Annotated in this window: 21 protein-coding genes; 10 read left to right on the forward strand and 11 right to left on the reverse strand. The window is 72.1% G+C overall.

Annotation, left to right across the window (positions count from 1 at the left end):
• Positions 1 to 146 precede the first annotated feature (146 nt).
• Positions 147 to 1,280 carry a PLP-dependent cysteine synthase family protein gene (locus tag AB5J56_RS41300; protein ID WP_369240994.1) on the forward strand — a complete coding sequence of 378 codons (1,134 nt, stop codon included), beginning with the start codon at positions 147 to 149 and terminating at the stop codon, positions 1,278 to 1,280.
• A 444-nt stretch (positions 1,281 to 1,724) separates the two neighbouring features.
• Here the strand turns inward: AB5J56_RS41300 and AB5J56_RS41305 are convergent, their stop codons facing one another.
• Both AB5J56_RS41305 and AB5J56_RS41310 read right to left on the reverse strand, forming a co-directional pair.
• Positions 1,725 to 2,198: an SRPBCC family protein gene (locus AB5J56_RS41305; protein ID WP_369240996.1), complete on the reverse strand. Its 474-nt coding sequence runs from the start codon at positions 2,196 to 2,198 to the stop codon at positions 1,725 to 1,727.
• An 80-nt stretch (positions 2,199 to 2,278) separates the two neighbouring features.
• Positions 2,279 to 3,109: a DeoR/GlpR family DNA-binding transcription regulator gene (locus AB5J56_RS41310; RefSeq protein WP_369240998.1), complete on the reverse strand. Its 831-nt coding sequence runs from the start codon at positions 3,107 to 3,109 to the stop codon at positions 2,279 to 2,281.
• A gap of 411 nt (positions 3,110 to 3,520) precedes the next feature.
• Between AB5J56_RS41310 and AB5J56_RS41315 the strand changes: the two genes are divergently transcribed.
• Positions 3,521 to 5,788 carry a hypothetical protein gene (locus tag AB5J56_RS41315; protein ID WP_369243084.1) on the forward strand — a complete coding sequence of 756 codons (2,268 nt, stop codon included), beginning with the start codon at positions 3,521 to 3,523 and terminating at the stop codon, positions 5,786 to 5,788.
• Here the strand turns inward: AB5J56_RS41315 and AB5J56_RS41320 are convergent.
• The 4 genes from AB5J56_RS41320 to AB5J56_RS41335 form a co-directional block, all read right to left on the reverse strand.
• Positions 5,758 to 8,190, reverse strand: coding sequence for a right-handed parallel beta-helix repeat-containing protein (locus tag AB5J56_RS41320; protein WP_369241000.1), 2,433 nt, complete (start codon positions 8,188 to 8,190; stop codon positions 5,758 to 5,760). The genes AB5J56_RS41315 and AB5J56_RS41320 overlap by 31 nt on opposite strands.
• Positions 8,191 to 8,348: 158 nt before the next feature.
• Positions 8,349 to 8,945: a hypothetical protein gene (locus AB5J56_RS41325; protein ID WP_369241002.1), complete on the reverse strand. Its 597-nt coding sequence runs from the start codon at positions 8,943 to 8,945 to the stop codon at positions 8,349 to 8,351.
• A gap of 176 nt (positions 8,946 to 9,121) precedes the next feature.
• Complete coding sequence (locus AB5J56_RS41330) at positions 9,122 to 9,946, reverse strand: MOSC domain-containing protein (RefSeq protein ID WP_369241004.1); 825 nt, start codon at positions 9,944 to 9,946, stop codon at positions 9,122 to 9,124.
• A gap of 44 nt (positions 9,947 to 9,990) precedes the next feature.
• Positions 9,991 to 10,848 carry a LysR family transcriptional regulator gene (locus tag AB5J56_RS41335; RefSeq protein WP_369241006.1) on the reverse strand — a complete coding sequence of 286 codons (858 nt, stop codon included), beginning with the start codon at positions 10,846 to 10,848 and terminating at the stop codon, positions 9,991 to 9,993.
• A 129-nt stretch (positions 10,849 to 10,977) separates the two neighbouring features.
• Here AB5J56_RS41335 and AB5J56_RS41340 point away from each other — a divergent pair, with 129 nt between their 5' ends.
• Positions 10,978 to 11,883 carry an NAD(P)H-binding protein gene (locus AB5J56_RS41340; protein ID WP_369241008.1) on the forward strand — a complete coding sequence of 302 codons (906 nt, stop codon included), beginning with the start codon at positions 10,978 to 10,980 and terminating at the stop codon, positions 11,881 to 11,883.
• Between the two features lie 60 nt (positions 11,884 to 11,943).
• Here AB5J56_RS41340 and AB5J56_RS41345 read toward each other — a convergent pair whose 3' ends face one another.
• Both AB5J56_RS41345 and AB5J56_RS41350 read right to left on the reverse strand, forming a co-directional pair.
• The gene (locus tag AB5J56_RS41345; protein WP_369241010.1) at positions 11,944 to 13,203 is read right to left on the reverse strand and encodes a PP2C family protein-serine/threonine phosphatase; all 1,260 of its coding nucleotides are present in this window, start codon (positions 13,201 to 13,203) and stop codon (positions 11,944 to 11,946) included.
• A 161-nt stretch (positions 13,204 to 13,364) separates the two neighbouring features.
• Positions 13,365 to 13,805, reverse strand: a complete 441-nt coding sequence (locus AB5J56_RS41350) for a DUF6643 family protein (RefSeq protein WP_369241012.1) — start codon at positions 13,803 to 13,805, stop codon at positions 13,365 to 13,367.
• Between the two features lie 291 nt (positions 13,806 to 14,096).
• On the opposite strand from AB5J56_RS41350, the gene AB5J56_RS41355 reads away from it, so the two are divergent.
• Positions 14,097 to 15,434 carry a TerD family protein gene (locus AB5J56_RS41355; RefSeq protein WP_369241014.1) on the forward strand — a complete coding sequence of 446 codons (1,338 nt, stop codon included), beginning with the start codon at positions 14,097 to 14,099 and terminating at the stop codon, positions 15,432 to 15,434.
• Positions 15,435 to 15,438: 4 nt separating this feature from the next.
• Here AB5J56_RS41355 and AB5J56_RS41360 read toward each other — a convergent pair whose 3' ends face one another.
• Positions 15,439 to 16,614, reverse strand: coding sequence for a glycosyltransferase (locus AB5J56_RS41360; RefSeq protein WP_369241016.1), 1,176 nt, complete (start codon positions 16,612 to 16,614; stop codon positions 15,439 to 15,441).
• A 58-nt stretch (positions 16,615 to 16,672) separates the two neighbouring features.
• On the opposite strand from AB5J56_RS41360, the gene AB5J56_RS41365 reads away from it, so the two are divergent.
• Entirely contained in the window at positions 16,673 to 17,458 is a 786-nt protein-coding gene (locus AB5J56_RS41365; protein WP_369241018.1) for a glutamate racemase, read from the forward strand.
• Positions 17,459 to 17,564: 106 nt separating this feature from the next.
• The gene (locus AB5J56_RS41370; protein ID WP_369241020.1) at positions 17,565 to 18,110 is read left to right on the forward strand and encodes a hypothetical protein; all 546 of its coding nucleotides are present in this window, start codon (positions 17,565 to 17,567) and stop codon (positions 18,108 to 18,110) included.
• Positions 18,111 to 18,144: 34 nt separating this feature from the next.
• On the opposite strand, the gene AB5J56_RS41375 is transcribed toward AB5J56_RS41370, so the two are convergent.
• Complete coding sequence (locus AB5J56_RS41375; protein ID WP_369243086.1) at positions 18,145 to 19,155, reverse strand: O-antigen ligase family protein; 1,011 nt, start codon at positions 19,153 to 19,155, stop codon at positions 18,145 to 18,147.
• 347 nt (positions 19,156 to 19,502) lie between these two features.
• On the opposite strand from AB5J56_RS41375, the gene lnt reads away from it, so the two are divergent.
• From lnt to AB5J56_RS41395, 4 genes are all read left to right on the forward strand, one after another.
• Positions 19,503 to 21,116, forward strand: a complete 1,614-nt coding sequence (gene lnt / locus AB5J56_RS41380) for an apolipoprotein N-acyltransferase (protein ID WP_369241022.1) — start codon at positions 19,503 to 19,505, stop codon at positions 21,114 to 21,116.
• 81 nt (positions 21,117 to 21,197) lie between these two features.
• Positions 21,198 to 21,671 carry an NUDIX domain-containing protein gene (locus tag AB5J56_RS41385; protein ID WP_369241024.1) on the forward strand — a complete coding sequence of 158 codons (474 nt, stop codon included), beginning with the start codon at positions 21,198 to 21,200 and terminating at the stop codon, positions 21,669 to 21,671.
• Between the two features lie 61 nt (positions 21,672 to 21,732).
• Positions 21,733 to 22,533, forward strand: coding sequence for a 3-hydroxybutyrate dehydrogenase (locus AB5J56_RS41390; protein ID WP_369241026.1), 801 nt, complete (start codon positions 21,733 to 21,735; stop codon positions 22,531 to 22,533).
• 77 nt (positions 22,534 to 22,610) lie between these two features.
• Positions 22,611 to 24,536: a helix-turn-helix domain-containing protein gene (locus tag AB5J56_RS41395; protein ID WP_369241028.1), complete on the forward strand. Its 1,926-nt coding sequence runs from the start codon at positions 22,611 to 22,613 to the stop codon at positions 24,534 to 24,536.
• 54 nt (positions 24,537 to 24,590) lie between these two features.
• Here the strand turns inward: AB5J56_RS41395 and AB5J56_RS41400 are convergent, their stop codons facing one another.
• Positions 24,591 to 25,976, reverse strand: a complete 1,386-nt coding sequence (locus tag AB5J56_RS41400) for an MFS transporter (RefSeq protein ID WP_369241030.1) — start codon at positions 25,974 to 25,976, stop codon at positions 24,591 to 24,593.
• Positions 25,977 to 26,007: the final 31 nt, after the last annotated feature.

The following is a 26,007-nucleotide window of genomic DNA, read 5'->3' on the forward strand; positions in this document are numbered from 1 at the left end:
CACCGCCCTACCCCTTTCCCCCCAGGCGCTCCTTTGGGGTGCTCAAAGGTGTGTTTATGCAGGTGAGAAGCGTGCGGAAGGTGTTTATGATCGAGGCGTCCGACCGCTCGAACCGGCGTCGGCACAATCCCGAAGGAGCCCCGCCGATGAGCACCCCTCAGCAGGCACGGACCGCCGCAGCTCTATCCACCCTGGACGTCGACCACAGCGACACGGCGTACCGGGGCTGGCTCAAAGAGGCCGTGCGCAAGGTCCAGGCCGACGCCAACCGCTCTGCCGACACACATCTGCTGCGCTTCCCGCTGCCCGAGAAATGGGGCATCGACCTGTACCTGAAGGATGAGTCGACCCATCCGACCGGAAGCCTCAAGCACCGGCTCGCCCGCTCGCTGTTCCTGTACGGCCTGTGCAATGGCTGGATCCGGCCCGACCGCCCGGTGATCGAGGCGTCCAGCGGTTCGACGGCCGTCTCGGAGGCGTACTTCGCGAAACTCATCGGCGTCCCCTTCATCGCGGTCATGCCACGCACGACGAGCGCCGAGAAGTGCCGCCTGATCGAATTCCACGGCGGGCAGTGCCACTTCGTGGACGACCCCCGCAAGATGTACGAGGAGTCCGCCGCCCTCGCGGTCGACACCGGCGGCCACTACATGGACCAGTTCACCTACGCCGAGCGGGCCACGGACTGGCGCGGGAACAACAACATCGCCGAATCCATCTTCCGCCAACTGGAGTTGGAACGTTTTCCCGAGCCTGCGTGGATCGTCGCCACGGCGGGCACCGGCGGCACCTCGGCGACCCTCGCGCGCTATGTGCATTACATGCAGCACGACACCCGCATCTGTGTCGCCGATCCGGAGAACTCGTGTTTCTTCGAAGGATGGACGACCGGCGATTCGGACGTGACGACCGACTGCGGCTCGCGCATCGAGGGGATCGGCCGGCCGCGCATGGAGCCGAGCTTCGTGCCGGGCGCCATCGACCGGATGATGAAGGTCCCCGACGCGGCGAGCGTCGCCGCCGTACGTGCGCTGGAGCAGGCCATCGGCCGCAAGGCGGGCGGGTCGACCGGCACGGGCCTGTGGAGCGCGCTGAAGATCGTCGCCGAGATGGTGGCCGAGGGCCGCACCGGCAGCGTGGTCACCCTCCTCTGCGACCCGGGCGACCGCTACCTCGACAAGTACTACTCGGACGCCTGGCTGGCCGACCAGGGCCTGGACATCGCGCCGTACACCACGGCGATCGCCTCGCTGCTGGAGACGGGCGTCTGGCCGGGCTGACATCCGGCGAGGCCGTGTCGAGGACTTCGGCCGGGTGGATGTGGTGGACTTCCGTCGGCCGAGTGCCGGGTGCCTCCGGCATGCCCCTGCCGTGGGTCTCCGGCAGGCGGCTGCTGAGGTTCTCGGGCGGGTGGATGCCGAGGGCCCCGTCTGCCGAGTGCCGGGGCGCTCCGTCGGGCCGGTGTCGAGCGCAGCCGGCATGCCGGTGCCGAGCTCCTCGGTGGGGCGGACGCCGACAGCCAAGGCCGGGTGGATGCCGAGGGTCCCGTCTGCCAAGTGCCGGGCAGCGCCGTCCGGAACGGGCCGGTGCCCTCTGTCATACCGGCGCCCAGCGACTCCGACGGTCCGGTGCCGAGCACCTCCGTCACGCCGCCCGAAGGCCTCTGCCACGAAGGTGCCGAGGTCCGCGATCGGGCCGAGATCAAGGCCCGCCGTCAAGCAGGCTCACGCAGCCGCCGATGCCAACCGCCGGTCCAGCGCGGTGACCGCGTCGCGGAACGCGCGGCCCATCCCCACCCGCGCCAGCCTCAGGGCGAACCGGAACGGAGCGCTGCCGTCGGCGGCGAACGTCCACTGCACGCGCGTGCCCGTGCCGTCGGGCGTCAGCCGCCACTCCTCGACCAGGGCGCGGGCTCCGGGCGCGTTGGTGACGTCCACGCGGTAGGCGTACACCTCGGGGGAGTCGGCCACGAGGACCGTCTCCTGGAAGCGTGTGCCGCCCCGCAGCCGGACCTCGCGTCCGGAGTCGCTCCGCCGGGCGGACGTCACCGCCCAGAACCACTCGGACCAGCCCTCGACATCCTCCGCCAAAGCGTGGAACACGGCCTCGGGCGGCGCGGCCACCACCCGGGCGAACACCAGACGCAGCGGAGCGGTCCGGATGAAGTCGAGCCCCACCGGGCGCAGACGGCGAGCCATGGACGAAGACCCCCTACGGGAACGGAGTCCCAGACGGAAGCGGACGCTCAACGGGCAGCGTCACCATAGCTGGCGGACCGTCAGATGTCTGCACCGCTCCCGGGCTCACCGGCCACCACCAGACGCCGGAGGTGCTCGGAGATCTCCGCGCGTGCCTCCGTCGCCAGCCCGGCATCCGTCACCAGCGTGTCGACCTGCTCCAGCGCGGCGAACGAACTCAGGCCCACCGTGCCCCACTTGGTGTGGTCGGCGACCACCACGACACGCCGTGCGGACTGCACCAGCCGCCGGTTGGTCTCGGCCTCCGCCAGGTTCGGAGTCGACAGGCCGGCCTCGACCGATATGCCGTGCACACCCAGGAACAGCACGTCGAAGTGCAGGGCGGCGATGGCCTGATCGGCCACCGGCCCCACCAGCGAGTCGGAGGGGGTGCGCACGCCGCCGGTCAGCACCACGGTGGCCGCGCCCTGCCGCTGACCGGAGGTGCGCTGCGCCGAGTGGAAGACATCGGCGACCCGCACCGAGTTGGTGACCACGGTCAGATCGGGGACGTCGACCAGCTGATGGGCCAGCGCATAGGTCGTCGTACCGCCGGAGAGGGCGATCGCCGTGCCCGGCGCGACCAGTTCGGCCGCGGCCCGCGCGATGTCCTCCTTGGCGGTCAGCTCCAGACCGGACTTTGCCTCGAAGCCGGGCTCGTGCGTGCTCGCCTCGACCACCGGCACCGCACCGCCGTGCACCTTCTCCACCACGCCCTGGCGGGCCAGCGCGTCGAGATCGCGGCGGACCGTCATGTCGGAGACGCCGAGCTTGCGGGTGAGTTCGTTGACACGGACCCCGCCGCGGCGCCGTACCTCGTCGAGGATCAGGGCGCGGCGCTGCTCCGCGAGGAGGTTCTGATTCTCACTCACGTCCGCTCCGGTTCCTTTCGTCCCAACATCCCAACCCCCCGATTCGCCGTCCGAACCCGCTCCGACGAGGACGTTCTCCCCGTCCGGGGCGCGGAGGCCGCCCCATCCTCGCACGGGTTGCCGCAGGTCGCGCCACAGCCCGTTCCCTTCACTCCGTGATCTTTCGTACGCCACTGTCACACGTATCGGGGAGATTCCGTGACCATAGGTGTAGGGACCCCTCGATGGGGAGATTCTTGTGCCTGCACATGACACACGCCACACACGGCACGGGGGAAGTGCAGAACAGTGGAACGTGCACAGGAACATGGCACGACGGGGGAGCCCGACGGCCCCGTAAAGGGGCCCGAAACGGCCGAGACCGCCCTCGAACTCCTGGTCCACGGGGTCGGCGGCACCACACCCGAGGAGATGCTCGGAGATCCGCGCACCGTCCGGATCACCGGCGACGCGACAGCGGCCGTCTACCGGCGCGTCGACGACGCCGACGCGGAGGCCCGGCCCGACGACTACCGGGGCAGACCGGTGCCCGAGGCGTACGTCTGGTGCAACCTCACCTCCGGCAACGGCGCCCGCGCCCTGTGGCTGTTGCTCCTGCCCTTCATGGTGGTCAACCTCGCCCACTGGATGCGCCCCACCACCCGCGGCCGCCGCCGCACCGTCCGCCTGTACGGGCTGCTCGTCCGGCTCGCCGGACTCACCCTGACCGTGCTTCTGGTCGCCGCCGCCTGTGAGGTCGCCCTCGACCTGACGGCTTGGCAGTGCGCGGGTACTCCCGCGTGCGCCCAGCGCCACTCCTGGCTGGGCTTCCTCTCCCCGGCCGGCTCCGGCAACGGCTGGTGGAGTCAGCCCGGGCGCCGCCTCGCCCTGGCCTGCCTGGTGCCCGCCGCGCTGACGGGCCTGCTCTGGTATCTGTCCCACCGCACCTGGAGCGCGTACGAGTCCCAGCAGCCGATGTCGCGCCGCGCCGAACCCGAGGAGGAGACCGGCCGCACCGGGCTCGGCCGCCCCGGCTTCTGGTACGGGCGCCGCCTGGTCGCCCGGCTGCGTGCCGCCCACACCGCCGCGGGCTTCCTGACCGTCGCCGCCGCGGTGGGCACCTCCGCCGCCCGCTACGACCGCCGCTCCGGCGGCCCGGCCGTCCTGGAGTCGCTGGGCTGGCTCCTGGACGCAACGCTCGTGGTGGGCACGGTCGTTGTGGTCTGGGTGGTCTGCCGGCGAGGCCGCACCGAACGCCGGATGGACCAGGAACTGGACAAAACCCTGGTGCGCTGGCTGCCGACGGGCTCGCTCGCCCTGCTCGCCCTGACCCTGCTGTACGCCGGCTGGTCCCGCCCGCGCTGGCACTCGGAAGGCCGACTGCCCGGCGACATGACCTTCGGCGGCATCGCCCTCGTCCAGGGCCTGCTGGTCGTCGCCCTCGCCCTGGCGGCCCGCATCCTCTACCGCACTCACCCCGACACGCGCACCGCCCTGCGCGGCCAGGCCGGTCCCGCAGTCGCCACGCTGGCCTGTGCGCTCGGCGGCGTGATGTCCGGAGGCGTCGCCCAGCGCGTCGCCGACTGGCTCGACGGCACCCACGAGACGGTGTTGGGCCCGCCCGTCCTGCTCACCTGGCAGGCATCCGTGATCCCGCCGCTGCTGCTCGTGCTGGCGGCCCTCTGCACCTGGCTGGCCTGGCGCACCTGGCAGCGCCGACGCGCCGACATGGGCACCGTGGAACTCGACTACCAGGGCGAGCCCAAGGACGCCGCCCGCACCCGCCGCATCGCGAGCACCCGCGCGATGGCCGCCCTGACCGACCGAGCGCCCCTCCTGGTCGGCATCACCGCCTCCGTGACGCTGCTGTTCGGCGCGGGGGCCCTGGCCGGCGCCCTGACGACGCAGGACGCTCCGGGAGAGGCGGCGCAGGGGTCGTACGACGTCGTCCAGGGCGGCGCCGAAACCGCACAGGCACTCGGATCCTGGCTGATCGGCTTCGGCTTCATACTCTTCGTCACCTGGGGCCGCCGCGCCTACAAGGACCCCTCGGCCCGACGCACCATCGGCATCCTGTGGGATGTCGGCACGTTCTGGCCACGCGCCGCCCACCCCTTCGCACCGCCCTGCTACGCCGAGCGGGCGGTGCCGGACCTGACCTGGCGCATGGTCACCTGGACCCGCACGAACGGCGGGCGGCTGGTGTTGTCGGGGCATTCCCAGGGCAGTGTGCTGGCGGCCGCCGCGGCCTGGCAGCTGAAGCCGTCGGTCCGCAAGCGGGTCGCGCTGCTGACCTACGGCTCACCGCTGGAGCGCCTGTACGGGCGGTGGTTCCCGGCGCACTTCGGCCCGGCCGCCCTCAGCTCCCTGCACCACGAGGTCGACTGCTGGCGCAACCTGCACCGCCTCACCGACCCCATCGGCGGCCCCGTCCGGCTGCCCGGCGACTGCGGCCACGAGGTCGACCGGGAGCCACTGCGCGACCCCCTCGCGTACGGCCGCACAGCCGAGCACCCGCTGCCCGCACCGATCCTCGGACACTCCGACTATCAGGCCGACCCGGCCTTCGCCGAGGAGCGCGAGCGGCTGCTGGCACGGCTCAGGCCGGATGTGCCGGCCCCGCGCGCGCAGGGCGACGGCCAGGAACGCGGCGTCACCGACAACCGGACTCAGGGCAGCTCCGGCAGGTCCTCCTCGTAGAGCAGGGTGAGGTCGTCCGTGCTCGGCTCCGCGAGCTGGGCGACCCGGCCCGCGTGCCGCTCCACCATCGCCTCGAAGGTCTGCCGCGCGGTGCGGCCATTGCCGAACGCGGGGCCCTTCGGGATCGCCGTGAAGTACTTCACCAGGGCCTCGGAGGCGCCCTCGGCGAGCCGGTACTCATGCTCCTCGGCCTGCTGCTCCACGATCCGCAGCAGCTCCTCGGGGACGTAGTCGCTGAAGGTGATGGTCCGTGAGAAGCGGGACGCCACACCGGGGTTGACGGACAGGAAGCGCTCCATCTCAGCCGTGTAGCCCGCGACGATCACCACCACGGCCTCCCGGTGGTCCTCCATCAGCTTCACCAGCGTGTCGATGGCCTCACGGCCGAAGTCGCGGCCGGAGTCCTCCGGCGACAGCGCGTACGCCTCGTCGATGAACAGCACCCCGCCGCGCGCCCGGTCGAAGGCCTCCTGGGTGCGGATGGCGGTGGAGCCGATGTGCTCGCCGACCAGGTCCACCCGGGACACCTCGACGAGATGGCCCTTCTCCAGCACCCCGAGTGAGGCCAGGATCTCGCCGTACAGGCGCGCCACCGTGGTCTTGCCGGTGCCGGGGGAGCCGGTGAAGACCAGATGGCGCCGGGCGGAGGCCGCCTTGAGCCCCGCCTGCTGGCGGCGTCGGCCCACCTCGATCATGTCGGTGAGGGCCCGCACCTCGCGCTTGACGCTCTCCAGGCCCACCAGGGTGTCGAGTTCACCGAGGACGGCCTTCGACGTCCGCGCCGGCTGCTCGGGTTCCGGGGCGGTGACCAGCGGCGACTGCTCGGTGGTCCGCTGTCCCGGGATCGCGCCCAGCAGGCCGGAGGACTGGGACGCCGTTGCTACGGCGGTCTCCTGCGCCGGGGACCGCAGTCCGGCGCTCTCGTCGCTGGTGCAGTCCTCGACGAGCGGGCCCGCGCCCGCGTTCGCGCCGCCGCCGTCGGCGAACTCGTACCCACCCCGGGCACACCGCTCCGTACGGCACTTCTTCAGCGTCGCGCGGCAGCCGTCGATCACATGGAAGCCGTAGCCCCCGCTGCCCGTCACCCGGCAGTTGTGGAAGCTGCCGCGGCCGCCTGCCGACACATAGAAGCCCGCCTCGGCGGGCGAGGTGACCGTGCACCGCTCGATGGTGGGATCGGCGCCCTTGGTGACGATCATCCCGGTCTGGGTGCCGTCCACGGTGCAGCCGGACAGGGTGCCGCCGCTGCCGTGGTCCCGGAACCAGGCGCCGGTCGCGGCGTCCCGGATCCGGCAGTCGTCGAGCTGCGCGGTCGCGCCGTCGCTCACCGACACCGCAGTGTTGCGCACCTGCGACAGATCGCTGTCGACGACGTCCACACGCGAGCCGCGGTCGAGGACGAACAGGGCGTCCGGCACGTCGTGCACCCGGCAGGAGTCGAGCACCGCGGTGGCACCGTCGCTGACCCACACCGCGGGATAGTCGCCGGTGCTGTCGAAGATCTCGCACTGGTTGGCGTCCACGCGTGTGCCCGGGTCCCACACCGACAGGCCGTTGCGCCCGAACTGCCGCACGCTGGTGCGCGTCAGGGTGAGCACCGAGCGGGAGCGCAGGTCGACCGCGTTCTCCGGGATGTCGTGGATACGGCAGTCGGCGAGCGTGAGCACCGCGTCCGTGTCGAGGGTGACGCCGTCCGCGGTCGTACGGTGCACATCGCAGTCGGTGAGGTGCGCCGTGGCCCGCGCGGTGATCTGCACCCCGGAGCCCTTGACCTCGTACACCTCGCAGCCGATCGCTTCCAGAGCGGAGCCCTCGCCGGTCGCGGACAGACCGGCGCCGGAGGAGTGGTGCACGCGGCAGCGCTCCAGCCGCGGGTGTCCGCCACCGCGTACGGCGACCCCGGCCTGGCCGGCCGCGACGATCTCGCACTCCTCGAACACCCCACCACCGCCGTCCAGTACGGCGATGCCGACACCGGCCGGATTGTCGACGGTGCAGCGGCGCACCGTCGGGCGGGCGCCGCCGCGCACCTCGATCCCGGCGGCGGAACGGGTGACGATCCGCACGTCGAGCAGCTCGGGAGTGCCCTCCTCGACGAGCAGGGCCGGCGCGGCGGAGTCCTGGCCCTCCACATGCAGATCCTGCACCACGGCGGAGGCGCGCACGGTCAGCGGTACTCCGTCCACCGGCGCGATGCGCACCGAACCGGGGGAGCCCTCGGGGCCGCGCAGCGTCACCGCCCGCTGCACCACCAGGTTCTCCCGGTAGGTGCCGGGAGCGACGGTGAGGACGTCGCCATCGGCCGCGGCCTCCAGGGCGGCGGCCAGCGATGCGTACTCTCCCGTGCGGCGTCGCCACCGCGAGGTGCCGGTGTGCGTCACCTGGACCGTGCCCTGTGCCATGGCGCTGTTCTGTCCCCACCTCGTCGTACGCGGGTCGTGCGAGGCCGTCCTGAAACCCCGTCGGGATCACGGCCTGCCTCTCACGACGGTGCCGAACAGTCCGGCCGGTCCACCGTAGCGTGCGCGGAGACGGTGGGTTGACCGGAGTGGGAAGCCTGTCAGCTGCCGGTGCCGGTCCTGCCCCAGTCGGGGCCCGCCTTGGCCCAGGCCTGGTCCCAACGGTCGTAACGGCGACGGACCATGCGCCAGACGATCAGCCGTCTGCTGCCCTCCACCACGCTCGCGGCCAGCGCGGCGGCGCCGATCCCGGCCAGCACGGCGTGCGTGGTGGCGGTGGCGGAGTCCAGCGGGCGGCCCACTATGCGGCCGTGCCCGTCGGTCCAGAGGGCGAAGTGGTCGCCGCGGTGCGGGGACTTGAGGTCTGCCAGGACCGCGCCGTGCTGCGCGGTGCCGTCCGGTGCGGTCCAGTCGGCGAACACACGGCTGTGCGCGTCGCGCGTCGCGGAGGTCTCCGGGTCGGGATCCAGCGGGGCACGGGTCAGCTTTCTGACCACCGTGGCCATCACCTCGTGGCGGGCCTGTCGTTGGTCGCGCACGGACTGCTGCAGAGCGTCCTGGGCGACGGCTCCGACGACGGCGCCGATCACGGGCGTGATGACGAGGATCAGCAACAGGCCCGCCAGGGCCAGCCAGGCCTCGACCAGATCGGTCGTGCGGCGCAGCGGATTGTGCCGCCAACGCCAGAGTCCGGGCATCGCTCGCACCGATCCGCACCCCCTTCCGCCCTCCGCGTCCGTGATAACCCCCGGCTGAGCCGTTCACGCGCGAGCCGCGGGAAGAGAGAGCGAAATCACCCTTCCCGCGGGCCTCTCATGAACTTCTCACACAGCCTCAACGAGCATGCCCGGCGCCGGGGTTCCCGACGGCGGGGTCATCCGAGGACCGTGACCGGATCCCCCACCCGCACCGTCCCGGGGGACTCGGGGACCAGGTTCTGCCCGAAGACCAGCTGCTTGCCGAAGCGTCGGTGGCGCCCCAGGGTGCGCAACGGTTCCTTGCCGCGCTCGGCCGTTCCCTGGTCGGTGGTGGTCACGACACAGCGGCCGCACATCTTGGGCACCCGGAAGGTGACCTCGCCGACGGCGATGCGCGACCAGTCGTCCTCGGCCCAGGCCGCCGTGCCCGCCAGCACCAGGTTCGGCCGGAACCGGTTCATCGGCAGCGGCCCTTCGCCCGCGTGATCCCCCTGCGCGATGAGGGAGTTGAGAGCGTCCAGCGAGGCCAGCGTGGTCACCAGCAGCGGATACCCGTCCGCGAAGCTGACCGTCTCGCCCGGGCGCGCGAACTCCGGGTCGACAGGGCGACGCGTGGCGGGATCGTCCATGTGGATGAGACGCACGTCCGCGCCCAGATACGCGCTGCACCACTCATGCGCGGCGGCGTCGGCGAGGATCCCTTCCACCTTGTCCCCGAAGATGTCCAGCGTCGTCGTGCCGATCGGCTCCGGAACGCGGACGGTCACCGGCGCCCGCCCCGCCGCGGACAGCCGTATCCCGCCGTCGGACAGCAGCTCGGCGGCCGCCAGTGCCAGGCGCGGCTGCTGGCGTTGCGTGACGACCTTTCCCTCGCCGTCGATCAGTACCCAGCGGCGGTCTCCGGCCAGCCCCCAGGGCTCCACGACGGCCTCTCGGCGCGACTGGCTCCGGAAGGCCTTGACCGGATGGACGTGGATCGAGTGCAGCTCAGCGTTCCCCATGACGCCATGGTGCCAGCAGGCACCGACAGACCGGCACGGAGAGGTCAGCGGGCGGCGAGGTCACCCTGCCCGTCCCGTACGGCGTCGGCCACGGACGCGGCGGTGCGGACGAGCGACGCCGTGGCCGTCGACCGGGACTGCTGCGGCCAGGCGATGGCGAGGACCGCGAGCGGGGCGTCCCGGACCGGCCGGTAGACGACACCCGGACGCGGATAGCGGGCGGCGACCGACGCGGGCAGCAGGGGGACGACCTTGCCCAGACCGGCGAGCGCGAGCAGTTGGGCGAGGTCGCGGCCCTCGTTGCGCAGCTCGTGGAGGTACTGGTGCAGGTCGCCGGGGCGCAGGCCGAGGTCGGCGAGGACCAGGTGGTCCCGGGCGGCGAGCGGATGGGTGGCGGAGAGGGCCGCGACACGCGGTTCGGTCACCAGCGTCTCGGTGTCCAGACCGGTGCGGTCGAAGGGCTCGTGGACCAGCGCCGCGTCGGCCTCGCCCAGGCGCAGCAGGCGCGGCTGCTCGTGCCAGCCGCACAGCCGGATGGTGACCGGTACGGCCTCCGGCTCGGACGCGAAGCGCGCCAGGATCGGCTCCAGCAGCCCCGCGTCCCCGTCGGCCTTGACGGCAAGCACCAGTTTCGGCTCGGTGGTGGCCGCGCGCTGCGCGCGCCGCCCGGCGGCCTGGAGGGCGTCCAGGGCGATCCGCGCCTCCGTGAGGAGCACCGCTCCGGCCGGGGTCAGCGCCACGCTGTGAGTGGTCCGCTCGAAGAGGGTGACGCCCAACTCCGTCTCCAGCCTGCGGATCGCGCGGGACAGGGGCGGCGGCGAGATGCCCAGCCGCTCGGCGGCGCGGGCGAAGTTGAGTTCCTCGGCGACGGCGACGAAGTAGCGCAGCGGGCGGGATTCCACGCTCGTTCCCCCTCTGCTCGGTATTGCTCTGAGGGTAACAAGCGGGAGCGGATCGGTCCTTCAGTTCGGGCGGGCCACGCAGCAGGCTCGACGGCATCCGTTGCAGCACCGTATCCCTTGGAGTTGTTCATGATCGTCGTCACCACCCCGACCGGCCAGATCGGCCAGGAGGTCCTGCACCACCTCCTCGACGCTCCGCACGACGGGGCGGGGATCCGGGTGATCGCCCGCGACCCCGACCGTCTCTCCGAGCGGGTGCGCGAACACGTCGAGCGCGGACACGTCGAGGTCGTCCGGGGATCGCACGCCGATCCCGCCGTACTGAAGGAAGCCTGCTCGGGCGCCGACCGTCTTTTCTGGCTGGTGCCGCCCATCCCCTCGGCCGACAGCGTCGAGGGCCACTTCCGCGACTTCACCGAGCCTCTGCGCGAGGTGACCGGACGCCAGGGCGTCGAGCGGGTCGTCGGCGTCTCGACCCTGGGCCGCGGAGTGGCGAAGAACGCCGGTCAGATATCGGCGTCGCTCGCCATGGACGAGGCGATCGGTGCCATGGGCGTGCACTACCGGGCGCTGTGCCCGCCCTTCCTGATGGAGAACCTGCTGCGCCAGGCACCGTCGATCCGCGACACGGGAGTGTTCTTCATCGCGGCGCCGGAGGACCGCGTTCTGCGCACCTGCGCGACCCGCGACATCGCCGCAACGGCGGCCCGGCTGCTGCTCGACCGTTCCTGGACCGGGCAGGGCGACGTCCCGCTGGTCGGCCCCGACGAACTGTCGCCCGAAGGTATGGCACAGGCCCTCTCCGAGGTACTGGATCGTCCGGTGCGCGTCCAGCGGACCAGCAGCGCGGACTACCGGGCGAGGATGCTGCGCTTCGGGGCGAGCGAGGCCTGGGCACAGGGGCTGGCCGACATGGTCGACGCCCTGGACGACCAGGGCTTCTACGGCGTCGTGGCGCCGAGCACACCCGAGTCCGCGCCCACCGGTTTCCGCCAGTGGTGCGAAGACGTGCTCAGGCCGGCCGTCCTGGCCTAGCAGTCACCGTGGCCGTAGGCCCGGCCGGCGCCTCCGAGCGTCACGCACAGGGGGGCGGGATCACAGACGGATGACGACCAGAGCGGTGTCATCGGTGTTCCCGCCGGGTGGGAGAAGGTCGGCCAGGAGGGCGTCGGCCAGGGGCTCGGGGGCGGCGCGCCGGTGGCGGTTGAGGGAGTCGGCGAGCCGGGCAAGGCCGGTGTCGATGTCCTCCTGACGGCGCTCGATCAGCCCGTCCGTGTACAGGACCAGGGTGCCGCCCTCGGCGAAGGGCACGCGCGCCTGCGGGCGGCCGACGTGTTCGGGGCGGGCGCCGAGCGGCGGGTCGGTGGCCTGGTCGAGGAAGACCACGGTGCCGTCGGGGTGGAGCAGCGCGGGCGGTGGATGGCCGGCGCTGCTGTAGGTGATGGTGTGGCTCTCCCAGTCGATGAAGGTGGTCACCACGCTCGTCGACTCGGCGCCCTCCACAGAGCGGGCGTACAGCCCGAGGACCTCCAGCGCGTGGGCCGGCCCCTCGGCGACCCGTGCGGCCGCGCTCAGCGCGCTGCGCAGTTGTCCCATGACGCAGGCGGCTCTGAGGCCGTGGCCGACGACGTCGCCGACGGCGACCGCGATACGGTCGCCGGGCAGGCTGACCAGGTCGTACCAGTCCCCGCACACGTTCAGCGCGCCGATGGCGGGCTGGTAGCGCACGGCCGCCCGGTGCTCCCCGAAGGGCTTGTGAGCGGGCAGCAGCGCTTCCTGCAGGGCCAGGGCGACCTCGCGTTCGCGGGCATGGGCCCGGCGCAGCCTTTCGTTGACCTCCTGGAGTTCCCGGGCGCGTGTGTAGAGCTCGGCCTCCAGGACGCGGGCCCGGTCGGCCTCACCCGGCCCGCCGCGCACCCGGACGGCGTCACCCGGCCCGCCGCGGGCGCGGATGAGTTCGGTGACCTCCTCCACCCGGTGCACGATCAGCACCACCTGCCCGTCCGGGTCGGCGACGGGCGCGTTGATCGGGCTCCAGTAGCGTTCCTGCCACTGACCGGGCCGCTGCGGATCCTCGACGTCATAGCGCTGCAGTGCCATGGTGTCGCGTTCACCGGTGGCCACCACGCGCAGCATCGACGTCCGGACGTCGTGCATGCCGGTCGCGGCCGGATCATTGGGGTTCTCGGGGAAGACATCGAAGATGTAGCGACCCAGCAGCTGCTCACGGGTGCGCCCGGCCAGCCTCAGGAAGTCCTCGTTGGCGTCGGCGTACACCAGATCGGGCGTGAGCAGCGCCACCATGCCGGGCAGGGCATGGAAGACCGCCGCGTAGTCGATCTGCGGTTTCCTCATGTGCTGCCCGCCTCGGCGCCGGCGTGGTGGTGTGACCTCCAGGATAGAAGCGATTGCGCCATATGGCCGGTGTACTGCGCTTTTCGGGCTCACCGTCACCTGGTCGGCTGACCGTCGGCTTCCCCCGAGGAGCCGAGGCGGGGACCGGGGCTTCGGTCCCCTCAGTAACCTCGGTACTGCTGGCCGTTGTACGGATCCTGGTACGGAGCCGGAGCGGGGCGGGGAGCCGCGGGGCGCATCGCCTCGTAGCCCGTGCCCGTCGCCATCGGGCGCTGCTGCTGCGGCTGGGCGCCGGGGTAACCGCGCGGGGTGCCGGCCTGCTGCGGGATGTAGGGCGCGGGCGCCATCTGTTGCAGCGGTGCGGGCTGTTGGGCCTGCGGGTAGCCGTACGAGGGGGCCTGCTGGGAGGGCCCGGCCGGCAGAGCGGGGAGCGCCGACGGAAGCGCGGGCAGGTGGCTGCCCATGGCGTACTCGGCGGGAACCCGGATCGGGGCGATCTGAGGGGTGCCCCGCTCGGCGACGAGCGAGTCGTAGATCGGGGTGTCCGGGAAGGACGGCGCGGAGTAGTAACCGCCGCCATAGGTGGAGCGGGGGGAGGTCATGGCACATAAGGTAAGCCCACGATGTGCTGGTTGGGGAGACCGATAAGAGGGTTGTTTTCCGTGTCCGCAGTGACTCGGGATCCCCAATGCGAGCGAACTCGGCAAAAAAGGGCACCGACCTGCGTTCGGATCGTGTAAAGGCCGAGTTCCCAGGGGGTTACCGTCGGTTGGCGTCCGATCTTCGGGGCCGGGTGATGGGCGTTCGCGGCCGTGGGGAATAGGTTGACTCGAACGAATCTGATCGATTGCCCGAGGCGCGGCCTGGCGGGGTGACACGTGAGGGGGGCGTACATGTCAATGCCTAAGGGATCGAATGTCCCGGTGCCGACGAGCGCGTTGCGCGTCGAATTGGGGTGGCGGACGGGACCGGGGGTGCCGGACGCGGATGCCTCCGCGCTGCTGCTGGTCTCCGGCAAGGTCCGCTCGGACGGCGACTTCGTCTTCTACAACCAGCCGGTGCACTCCTCCGGTGCGGTGCGGCACGTGGGAAAGCAGAACTCGGGCGGGCAGGTGACCGACTCGCTGCTCGTCGACCTCGCGCGCGTGGAGCCCGCCGTCGAGACCGTGATCCTGGCCGCCTCGGCGGACGGCGGCTCCTTCGGGCGGGTGCCGGGCCTGTACATCCAGGTGCTCGACGACCGGCAGGGGACCCAGATCGCACGGTTCGACAGCACCGACGCGAGCGTCGAGACCGCGTTCGTGCTCGGCGAGTTCTACCGGCGCCAGGGCGCCTGGAAGTTCCGCGCCGTCGGACAGGGCTACAGCAGCGGACTCGAAGGACTGGCCACCGACTACGGCATCACGGTGGACGAGCCGCAGCACACGGCACCGCCCGCCGCCCCGCAGGCGCCCGCCGGGCAGCCCTTCGGCGCGCCGCCCGCCCCCGGCGCCCGCGTGGACGGCCCGCCCCCGCCCGTGGCCTTCCCCGCCACCGTGCCGCCGCCCGTGATGGCGCCACCGCCCGCCCCGCCCGCGGCCCCTCCGGCACCGGTCCGCCTGTCCAAGGTGACGCTCACCAAGGAGGCGCCCTCCGTCTCGCTGACCAAGCAGGGCGGCACCTCGGGCGGCATGCGCGTGAACCTCAACTGGGAGGTGCGCAAGCAGTTCTCGGGGTGGGGCAGCAAGCGGGGCCGGGCCGTCGCGAACCACTCGGATCTCGACCTCGACCTGTGCGCCCTGTACGAGCTGTCCGACGGCCGCAAGGGCGTCGTCCAGGCACTCGGCAACGCCTTCGGAGCGCTGCACCAGCCGCCGTACATCCATCTCGACGGGGACGACCGCACCGGCGCCGTGACCAGCGGCGAGAACCTGACCATCAATCTCGACCACAAGCAGGACTTCCGGCGCATCCTGATCTTCGTGACCATCTACGAAGGCGCGCGGTCGTTCGCCGACCTGCACGCCACGGTCACCCTCCAGCCGCTGAACGGCGCGCCGATCGACTTCTCGCTGGACGAGTGCACCGTGCCCTCGACCGTCTGCGCACTCGCACTCATCACCAGCAACGCCGGCGACCTGATCGTCCAGCGCGAGGCCCGCTACCTGGTTCCCGAGCGTGGTGTCAGCCCGCAGCGCACCGTCGACTACGCCTACGGGTGGGGCATGAACTGGACCCCCGGCAGGAAGTGACCGCTCAGCGCTCGTCGAGGGCGGTGTCCGGACGTGCGTAGGTGCGGCCTTTCCAGGCCGCACCGCGCCCCCTGTAGTGCTGCACCGCGGAATCGACCGTCATGAGGAGGTACAGGAACGCGGTGCCCGGCAGCAGCGGAGCGAGCCACAGCGGCTGGCGGTAGTAGCGCAGCATCGGCACGTACGTCGCGGTCATGACCAGCCAAGCGAGCCCCCCGGCGGCCGCGGCCGCGCCGCTGCCCGCCACGAGGCCCACGACGAGTGTCACCGGCGGCACCAGGTACACCAGCGCGAGGCCCAGCACCGTTCCGGCGAGCAACAGCGGACTGTGCCGCAGCTGGGCGTACGCGCTGCGCGAGACCATGCGCCACAGGTCGTGCAGCCGGGGGTAGGGGCGCACGCTGTCCACCCGCTCGGCGAGCCCCAGCCAGATGTGGCCCCCGCTGCCCTTGACCGCACGCGCCAGCGCCACGTCGTCGATGACGGCGTGCCGGATGGCGTCAGGGATCCTCGCCCGCTCGGCCGCCTCCGTGCGCAGCAGCACGCAGCCGCCCGCCGCGGCTGCCGTTCGCCCGCCCCGCACGGCGATCCAGCGGAACGGGTAGAGCTGCGCGAAGAAGTAGACGAAGGCGGGCACGACGAGCCGCTCCCACACACTCTCCACGCGCAGCCGGGCCATCTGCGAGACGAGATCGAAGCCCCCGGTGTGCGCCGCCGCCACCAACTCTCGCAGGCTGTCGGGGTCGTGGGCGATGTCGGCGTCGGTCAGCAGCAGGAATTCGGGTTCACGCGCGCGTGCCAGGGCGATTCCGTGCCGTACGGCCCACAGCTTGCCGGTCCAGCCCGCGGGCGGCTCCCCGGGCGAGCCGACGGTGAGCGGCAGCCCACCGTGCCGGCGCGCCAGATCGAGCGCCAGCTGCCCGGTGCCGTCCGAACTGCCGTCGTCGACGAGGAAGACCTCGGCCTGCCCCGGATAGTCCTGCGCCAGCAGCGACGGCAGGCTCTGCGGCAGAACGGCGGCTTCGTCCCGAGCCGGTACGACGATGCACACGGACGGCCAGGTGTCAGGCTCGCGGCGCGGCGGCAGTCGCAGATCCGTACGCCAGAAAAAGCCCTGGCCGAGCAGCAGCCACACCCAGGCGGCCAGAGATCCGACGGCGGTCCACACAACGGCGCTCACCTGCCGCAGTCTGCCCCACTCCGAGGGCCCGTTGAGGCGGATCGTCTATGGTGACCGGGTGAAGATCGCACTGATGGACTCCGGAATCGGACTGCTCGCGGCGGCCACCGCGGTTCGCCGTCTGCGGCCCGACGCTGATCTCATCCTTTCCTCGGACCCCGACACCCTGCCCTGGGGACCGCGTACCCCGGAGGACGTGACGGGGCTCTCGCTCGCGATCGCGGAGGCAGCGGCCGCGCACCGGCCCGAGGCGCTGATCGTCGCCTGCAACACCGCGTCCGTGCACGCCCTGCCCGCGCTGCGGGCCCGCTTCGAGCCCGACCTGCCGATCATCGGCACGGTTCCGGCAATCAAGCCGGCCGCCTCGAGCGGCGGCCCCGTCGCGATCTGGGCGACGCCCGCCACCACCGGCAGTCCCTACCAGCGCGGTCTGATCAGGGAGTTCGCCGACGGCGTGGCCGTCACCGAGGTGCCGTGCCCCGGGCTTGCCGACGCCGTGCAGTACGCGGACGAGGCGGCCATCGACGCCGCGGTCGCCGCGGCCGCGGCGCTCACCCCGCCGGATGTAAGGGTCGTTGTCCTGGGCTGCACCCATTACGAGCTGGTCGCCGATCAGATCCGCGCCGCCGTCCAGCAGCCCGGCCTCCCGCCGCTCGTCCTGCATGGCTCCGCGGGGGCGGTCGCGGCCCAGGCACTGCGCCGCATCGGCGAGCGCCCGGACCCCGAGGCCCCCGCCGTCGGCTCGCTCACGGTGCTCCTCGGCGGGCAGCCTGCCGCACTGCCGGCGAGCGCGCTGTCGTACGCGGAAGGCCGTGAGCTTCAGGCCGTCAGTCCCGCCCACTGACCATCGGTCGCCGGGTGGGCGCGCAGCGTACGAAAGGTGCCCACCCGGAGCAGTCACACTCCGCAAGCCGGTGCCCGCGGTGCGGAATCTGAGTAGTCTCATAGGCATGAGGGACCACCCCCGCGGCGAGACGAGCGCGCACCCCGACATCTGGACCGGGCGCGCCACCAACCGCGTCCAGTGGCTGCCCGCGCTCGCCGGCGCCGCCTGCTTGGCGTTGGGCATCGAGCTGGCCGTCGACTCCGCGTGGACGGGGGGTGTGGCCGCGCTCGCCATGTCCGTCGTCGGGTGCATCGCCGCGGGACTGTTGGTTCTGTTCGGCACACTCGCCTTCGTGCACGTCGCCGTGAGGGTCGACAAGGACAGCCTCGAAGTGCGCTGCGGCCACATGGGGCTGCCGCGCCGCCGCATCCCTCTGTCGCACGTCGTCGGCGCCGACTTCGCGCCGCGGGTCACCCCTCGCCAGTGGGGCGGGTGGGGCTACCGCTGGCGGCCCGAGAAGGGGACCGCCGTCATCGTCCGGCGCGGCGAGGGCGTGGTGCTCCGCCTCGGGGACGGCCACACCTTCACGATCACGGTGGACAACGCCGAAGCGGCCGTGAAGATCATCCGTGACCGCCTGCGGGCGACCACGTCCGGCGCCGCCCACTGACCTCGGGCCGGTGTTTCCGTGCCCCGAAGTCGGGTCATGACTCCAGTCGGTTGCCACGGGGCCGCCCGTCCGTGCGCGGGTCTCCCTCCGTCGTCTCGTCCACCAGCGGTCGCGCCGTCGCGAACCCCGCGAGCAGGCCCGCGCCCGCCGTCACCGTCGTGAAGCTCAGCGCGTCGCCGACCGTCGCGATGGCCGCCAGCGCCGTCAGGGCAGCGCCCGCCGTCAGCACGACCGGTGTGGGCCGCGGCGTACGCCACAGCGCGTACAGGACCCAGCCGAACACCGCGGCGAGCAGCACCACACCGACCAGGCCCTGTTCGGCCGCCTGCTGGAGCGGTGCCGAGTGCGGTTTCCCGTCGGGCGTCACCGACTGAGCGACCGTCGGGCTGAGCTCTCCGAAGCGCCCGGGCCCCGCGCCGAGCGCCGGCTCCTGGCGGGCCAGCCGCAGCGCGTCCTGCCACAGCAGCACCCGGTGCTCGGTGAGCGGGCCCTCCAGGGACACGGTCAGACCGTCCGGGAGTGCGTTTTCGGCGACGGCCCAGCTCGCACCGGCCACCAGTACCGCGGTGAGCGCCAGGCCCGTGAGGCCCAGGGCACGGCGATGCATGCGGTCGGCGGCGAGCGAGCACAGCAGTACCCCGGCGCACAGCGCGAAACCCGTGGTGGAGCCCAGCACCGCCGCGCTCACCGCGATCCCGGCGGCCAGCAGCCGCAGCGCGACCCGCAGCACCGACGGCCCCGCCGCCCAGGCCGCACAGCAGGCGGCTCCCGCGGACAGGGCCAGCAGGGCGGCCGTCGCACCGGTGTGTCCGAGCGGCGAGGTCATCTGCGGGCCGGGCGTGGTGTGCGGGGCGGCGAGCGCCAGGCCGAGTCCGGCGAGCGCACCCACGCCGGGGGCGGCGACCGGCAGCAGTGCTCCGGTGATCCGGCCCGCCGCGTACCCGGCGGCCACGGCCAGTATGGCCAGGAGCACGCCCTCGGGCCGCCCGTCGTGCGCGGCGGCCGTGATCAACGACCAGACCGCACAGGCCGCGAGCACGACCATGCCCGCGGCGTCCGCGATGTTGCGTCTCTCGCTCGCGGCCGTCGCACCGGCCGCGGATGTCGTACCCGTGGACCCCACCCCGTCGCCCCCCGACTTACTGACGGGCCCCGAGCGCCGTGGCCGCATCCGGCCGCACGTCAGAGGCTCGGGCACACGGTAACGGGTGATGCGCCGGTTTGTGGATGAGTTGCGCAGGAACGTTGCAGCAGCGGCCGCCGAGGGCCAGATTCTCCTCGGCTTCGGCATCCTCCCGAACGCGAGGAGTACCCGCGCCCGGAGCCGGATTCTCACCGAGCCTTGTCCCACCGCGCTGTCGGTGCCAAGGTCACGCGCCGTACACTCCCCGAGTGACCGCCACAGCAACCGCCATAGACGAGCCGGAACAGCTCGAACCCCAGGCCACGCCCCTTTCGCGCGGGGCCAGACTGGCGCGACGGCTCGTTCCGGCCGCCGCAGCGGCGCTGTCCGGAGTGCTGCTGTACGTGAGCTTCCCGCCGCGCACCCTCTGGTGGCTCGCCCTGCCCGCCTTCGCCGTCTTCGGCTGGTCGCTGCGCGGCCGCACCTGGAAGGCCGCCCTCGGGCTCGGCTATCTGTTCGGCCTCGGGTTCCTGCTGCCGCTGCTCGTGTGGACCGGCGTCGAGGTCGGCCCGGGACCGTGGCTGGCTCTCGTCGCCGTGGAGGCGGTCTATGTCGCGCTCGTCGGCGCGGGCATCACCCTCGTCTCCAGGCTGCCCGCGTGGCCGGTGTGGGCGGCAGCCGTGTGGATCGCCGGCGAGGCGGCACGCGCGCGTGCACCCTTCGGCGGCTTTCCCTGGGGCAAGATCGCCTTCGGCCAGGCCGACGGCGTCTTCCTGCCGCTCGCGGCGGTGGGCGGAACTCCCGTGCTGGGCTTCGCCGTCGTGCTCTGCGGTTTCGGGCTGTACGAAGTCGTCCGCCAGGTCATTGACGGCCGGCGCACCGGTGTCCTGCACCGCGGAGCCGCCGCGGCGGCGCTGCTCAGCGTGGCCGTTCCCGTCGTGGGGGCGCTCGCCGCCCGCACTCTGGTGAGCGACAAGGCCGAGAACGGGACGGCGACCGTCGCCGTCATCCAGGGCAATGTGCCGCGCGCGGGACTCGACTTCAACTCCCAGCGACGCGCCGTGCTCGACTACCACGCACGGGAGACCGAGCGGCTGGCCGCCAAGGTGAAGGCGGGCAAGGTCGCGCAGCCCGACTTCGTCCTGTGGCCGGAGAACTCCTCCGACATCGACCCCTTCAAGGAGGCCGACGCGGCCGCCGTGATCGAGGGCGCGGCCCGCGCGATCGGCGCGCCCATCTCGGTCGGCGGCGTCGTCGAGCGGGACGGCAAACTCTACAACGAGCAGATCCTGTGGGACCCGGACAAGGGCGCCGTCGACACCTACGACAAGCGGCAGGTCCAGCCGTTCGGCGAGTACCTTCCGCTGCGCTCCCTGCTCGGTGCCATCAACAAGAACTGGACGACCATGGTGCGCCAGGACTTCAGCCGTGGCACCAAGCCGGGCGTGTTCACCATGGACGGCACCAAGGTCGGTCTCGCCACCTGCTACGAGGCGGCCTTCGACTGGGCCGTGCGCGGCACCGTCACCGACGGCGCCCAGATGATCTCCGTGCCCAGCAACAACGCGACGTTCGACCGCAGCGAGATGACCTACCAGCAGCTCGCCATGTCCCGCGTCCGCGCCGTGGAACACAGCCGCACCGTCACGGTGCCGGTGACCAGCGGCGTCAGCGCCGTGATCATGCCCGACGGGAAGATCACGCAGAAGACCGGGATGTTCGTCGCGGACTCGCTCGTGCAGAAGGTGCCGCTGCGCTCCTCCGAGACGCCCGCGACGCGCCTCGGGATCCTGCCCGAGATGGTCCTCGTACTGCTCGCGGCGGGTGGCCTCGGCTGGGCGGGGACCGCGGTGGTCCGCGCGCGGCGGGACAGCGCCGCCTAGCACGACTGCGGCGACGGGGACGGCCCGGGGGAGTTGATCGGGTCAACGCGGCTGACGGGAAAGGCCCGTTAGGGTCGGTGCATGGCTACTCCCGATTTCATCCGCACCATCAGGGCCGCAGCGGGCCACCAGCTCCTCACCCTTCCCGGCGTGAGCGCCGTGGTCTTCGACGACGAGGGCAGAGTGCTGCTCGGACAGCGCGCGGACAACCGCGAGTGGGCGGTGCTTGCCGGGATCCCGGAACCCGGCGAGCAGCCTGCGGCCTGTGCCATACGCGAGGTGTACGAGGAGACCGCGGTCCGCTGCGAAGTCGAGCGGATCGTCTCGGTGAAGTCGCTGAAGCCCGTCACCTACGAGAACGGCGACATCTGCCAGTTCACGGACATCACCTTCCGATGCCGGGCCGTCGGTGGTGAGGCGCGTGTCAACGACGACGAGTCGTTGCAGGTGGCCTGGTTCGACGTGGATGCGCTGCCCGAACTCAACGAGCACAGCCGGTTCCGGATCAAGCAGGCGCTCGCCGACGAACCCACGTGGTTTGCCACTATGACCTGAGCCCTAAGTGTGGGGGATCACCACATCGGTGGGGGCGCGGGCGCTGCCTAGGGTGCAAGGCATGACCGCGCCCAGCGCCCTCCCGGGCCCCCACGCCCCCGCTCTCGACCTCGGCGGCCGCACCGCCCTCGTCACCGGCGCCGCCGGCGGCATCGGCCGCGCCTGCGCGCTGCGGCTCGCCGCCGCCGGAGCCAAGGTGAGAGCGGTGGACCGGGACGCCGACGGCCTGGAACGCCTCGCGGAGCAGGCGCACGGCCTCGCGGGCACCGTCGAGTCCAAGGTCCTCGACCTCACCGACCTCGACGCCGCCGAGCACGCCGCCGCGGGCACCGACGTACTGGTGAACAACGCCGGGCTGCAACTGGTGCGCCCCCTGGAGGAGTTCCCGCCCGAGGTCTTCCACACGGTGCTGACCGTGATGCTGGAGGCGCCCTTCCGGCTCATCCGCGGGGCACTGCCCCACATGTACGGCCAGGGCTGGGGCCGCATCGTCAACGTCTCGTCGGTCCACGGGCTGCGCGCCTCGGCATTCAAGTCGGCGTATGTGGCCGCGAAACACGGGCTGGAAGGGCTGTCCAAGACCGCCGCCCTGGAAGGCGCCCCCCATGGAGTCACCTCGAACTGTGTGAACCCCGCCTATGTGCGCACCCCACTGGTCGAGCAGCAGCTCGCCGACCAGGCCCATGCCCACGCCATCTCCCAGGAGCGGGTCCTGTCCGAGGTGCTGCTGCAGGACAGCGCGGTCAAGCGGCTCATCGAACCGGACGAGGTCGCCGAGGCGGTGGCCTACCTGTGCAGTCCGCAGGCCTCGTTCATCACCGGCACCTCGCTCGTACTCGACGGCGGCTGGACAGCGCACTGAGCATTCCGTGACCTCGCGACACCGAAGTTATCCACAGGGCTGGCGGTGCCGGCCCGGCGACAGGTAATCCTGTGAGCATGTCCCGCGATCAAGTGCAGCCCGCCGAGCGCTCCACCCGGAGCGCCGAGGCGCCGTTCCTGGAGCTTCTGGCCAGGGGCGCGTCCGCCGAGGCGTACGAGCAGCCCGTGCTGCTCGCCCGCCTCAAGGAGCAGTCACCCCAGCGCATCGCCGCGCTCGAGCACGCCAAGGAGCTCGCGCTGCGCGTGCGGTCGGAGATAGAAGGCCGCCGGCGCCGTGAGGCCGAGCTGTCCGCCCTCTTCGAGACCGCCCACGACCTGGCGGGCCTGCGCGATCTGGACGCGGTGCTCCAGGCGATCGTGCAGCGGGCCCGGTCGCTGCTGAGCACCGACATCGCCTACCTCAGCCTGAACGACTCAGAGCGGGGCGACACCTACATGCGGGTCACCGAGGGCTCGGTCGCGGCACGCTTCCAGCAGCTGCGGCTGGGCATGGGGGAGGGACTGGGCGGACTCGTCGCCCAGACCGCCCGTCCCTACGTCACCGACGACTACTTCAAGGACGACCGCTTCCAGCACACCCAGACCATCGACGCCGGCGTGCACGACGAAGGACTGGTGGCGATCCTCGGCGTACCGCTCATGATCGGGCACCACGTCATCGGTGTGCTGTTCGCCGCGGACCGCCGTGCGCGGGTCTTCGAGCGGGAGGAGATCGCGCTCCTCGGCTCGTTCGCCGCCCTGGCCGCGGCAGCCATCGACACGGCCAACTGGCTGGCGGAGACCCGCTCGGCCCTCGCCCGCCTGGCCGGCGCCAACGAGATCATCCGGGACCGCAGCGCCGTGATCGAACGGGCGTCGGACGTCCACGACCGGCTCGCCGAGCTCGTGCTGCGCGGCGGAGGCGTCCACGACGTTGCCGCGGCCGTCGCCGAAGTCCTCGACGGCACCGTGGGGTTCGCCGAGACGGCCGACGCGCCCGGCGCCGCCCTGGAGACATCCCGTGCCGAAGGCCACGCCGTGCGCCACGGAGACGACTGGGTCGCCGCCGTGTCGGCCGGAGGCGAACTGCTCGGAGCGCTCGTGCTGCGCGGCCATCCGGGCCTCGACCCCGTCGACCAGCGCACCCTGGAGCGTGCCGCGATGGTCACCTCACTGCTTCTGCTCGCCAGACGCTCGGCCGCCGAGGCCGAACAGCGGGTGCGCGGAGAGCTGCTGGACGACCTGCTCGACGCGCGCGACCGCGACCCGCGCCTGCTGCGGGAGCGGGCGGCCCGGGTGGACGCCGACCTCGAAGCCACCCATGTGGTGCTGGCCGCCCGCCTGGAGGGCACGGCCTGCGACGCCGACCAGGAGGCCGCGGCGCGCCGACGCCTGTGGTCCGCCGCCTCCCATCTCGCCGCCACCCGGCACGGACTCGCCGCGGCCCGCGACGGCGGCACCGTCCTGCTGCTGCCGCTGGACCGGGACGACACCGCCACGGACCTGGCCCGCCGCACGGCACGACAACTCGGCACCGCTGTCCACGAAGCGGTCACCGTCGGCGCCTCCGCGCCCGTCGGCGACCTCGCCGCCCGCCCGGACGTCGTGGCCGCCGCGTATGCCGAGGGACAGCGCTGCCTGGAGGCGCTGCGCCTGCTCGGCCGCGCCGGCGACGGCGCCGCCGCCGAGGACTTCGGCTTTCTGGGGCTGCTGCTCGCCGGGGACAGGGACATCACCGGCTTCGTCGAGCGCACCATCGGCAAGGTGGTGGCCTACGACGAACGGCGCGGCACCGACCTGCTGCGCACCATCGACGCCTACTTCGCGTCCGGAATGAGCCCCGCCCGGACGAAGGACGACCTGCATGTGCATGTGAACACCGTTGCCCAGCGGCTGGAGCGGGTGGGCAGCCTGCTGGGCGAGGACTGGCAGAGCCCGGCCCGCGCCCTGGAGATCCAACTCGCCCTGCGGCTGCACCGTTTGTCGTCCGCCGCACAGCACTGATCCCCGCACGCACAGGCGTACGGGGATCAGCGGGGGAGGTATAAGGGCTGCCGGTCAGGCGGTGTGCGCGTCCGCCGTCGGGGCCGCCGTGGGCTGTGCGGCGTCGTCGGCGTCCACCTCGGTCAGGTCGCGGTGACGGGTCTCCTTGGCGACTCCCACCGCGATCAGCGTCAGCACCACCGCCGCGATCACATACAGGGCGATCGGCGTCGAGCTGTCGTAGTCGGCCAGCAGCGCGGTGGCGATGAGCGGCGCCGGAGCGCCCGCCGCGACCGAGGCGAACTGGGCACCGATGGAGGCACCGGAATACCGCATCCGTGTGGCGAACATCTCGGAGAAGAAGGCCGCCTGCGGGGCGTACATCGCGCCGTGCAGCACCAGACCCACGGTCACGGCGAGGACCATGTTCGCGAAGTCCCCGGTGTCGATGAGCGAGAAGAACGGGAACATCCACAGGCCGACTCCGGCCGCGCCGAGCAGATAGACGGGCCGTCGCCCGACCCGGTCCGACAGCGCGCCCCAGGCGGGAATGACCGCGAAGTGCACGGCGGACGCGATGAGCACCGCGTTCAGCGCCGTCTGCTTGGAGACACCGGCCGACGTGGTGGCGTACACGAGAATGAACGCGGTGATCACGTAGTAGCTGATGTTCTCCGCCATACGGGCGCCCATGGCGACCAGCACGTCCCGCCAGTGGTGTCGCAGTACGGACACGAGCGGCAGCTTCTCCGCCTCGCCGGTCCGCATCGCCTTGCGGGCCTCGGCCTGGGCCAGCGCCTGTTTGAACACGGGCGATTCATCGACAGACAGACGTATCCACAAACCGACGATCACCAGGAGGCCGGAGAGCAGGAACGGGACGCGCCAGCCCCAGGAGGTGAAGGCGTCGTCCGACAGCGTGGCGGTCAGCAGCGAGAGCACCCCGGTCGCCAGCAGCTGCCCGGCGGGCGCCCCGGTCTGCGGCCACGACGCCCAGAAACCGCGCCGCTTCGCGTCCCCGTGCTCGGACACCAGCAGCACCGCGCCGCCCCACTCGCCGCCGAGCGCGAAGCCCTGCACCAGCCGCAGCGTGGTCAGCAGGACGGGCGCGGCCGCACCGACGGTCGCGTGCGTGGGCAGCAGGCCGATCGCGAAGGTAGCCCCGCCCATCAGCAGCAGGCTCAGCACCAGCAGCTTCTTGCGGCCGAGCCGGTCGCCGTAGTGCCCGAAGACGAGCGCGCCCAGCGGCCGGGCGGCGAACCCCACCGCGTATGTCAGGAACGACAGCAGCGTGCCGACCAGCGGGTCGGATCCCGGAAAGAACAGCTTGTTGAAGACGAGCGCCGCGGCCGACCCGTAGAGGAAGAAGTCGTACCACTCGATGGTGGTGCCGATGAGGCTCGCGGCGACAATGCGCTTGAGGTTCACGGACGTTGGCGGAGCGGATGCTGCGGAGGCCATGTGCGCCACTTCCTCGTGTGCGGTGGGGACG

It is taken from the genome of Streptomyces sp. R21 (genome assembly GCF_041051975.1).
Taxonomy (GTDB): Bacteria; Actinomycetota; Actinomycetes; order Streptomycetales; family Streptomycetaceae; genus Streptomyces.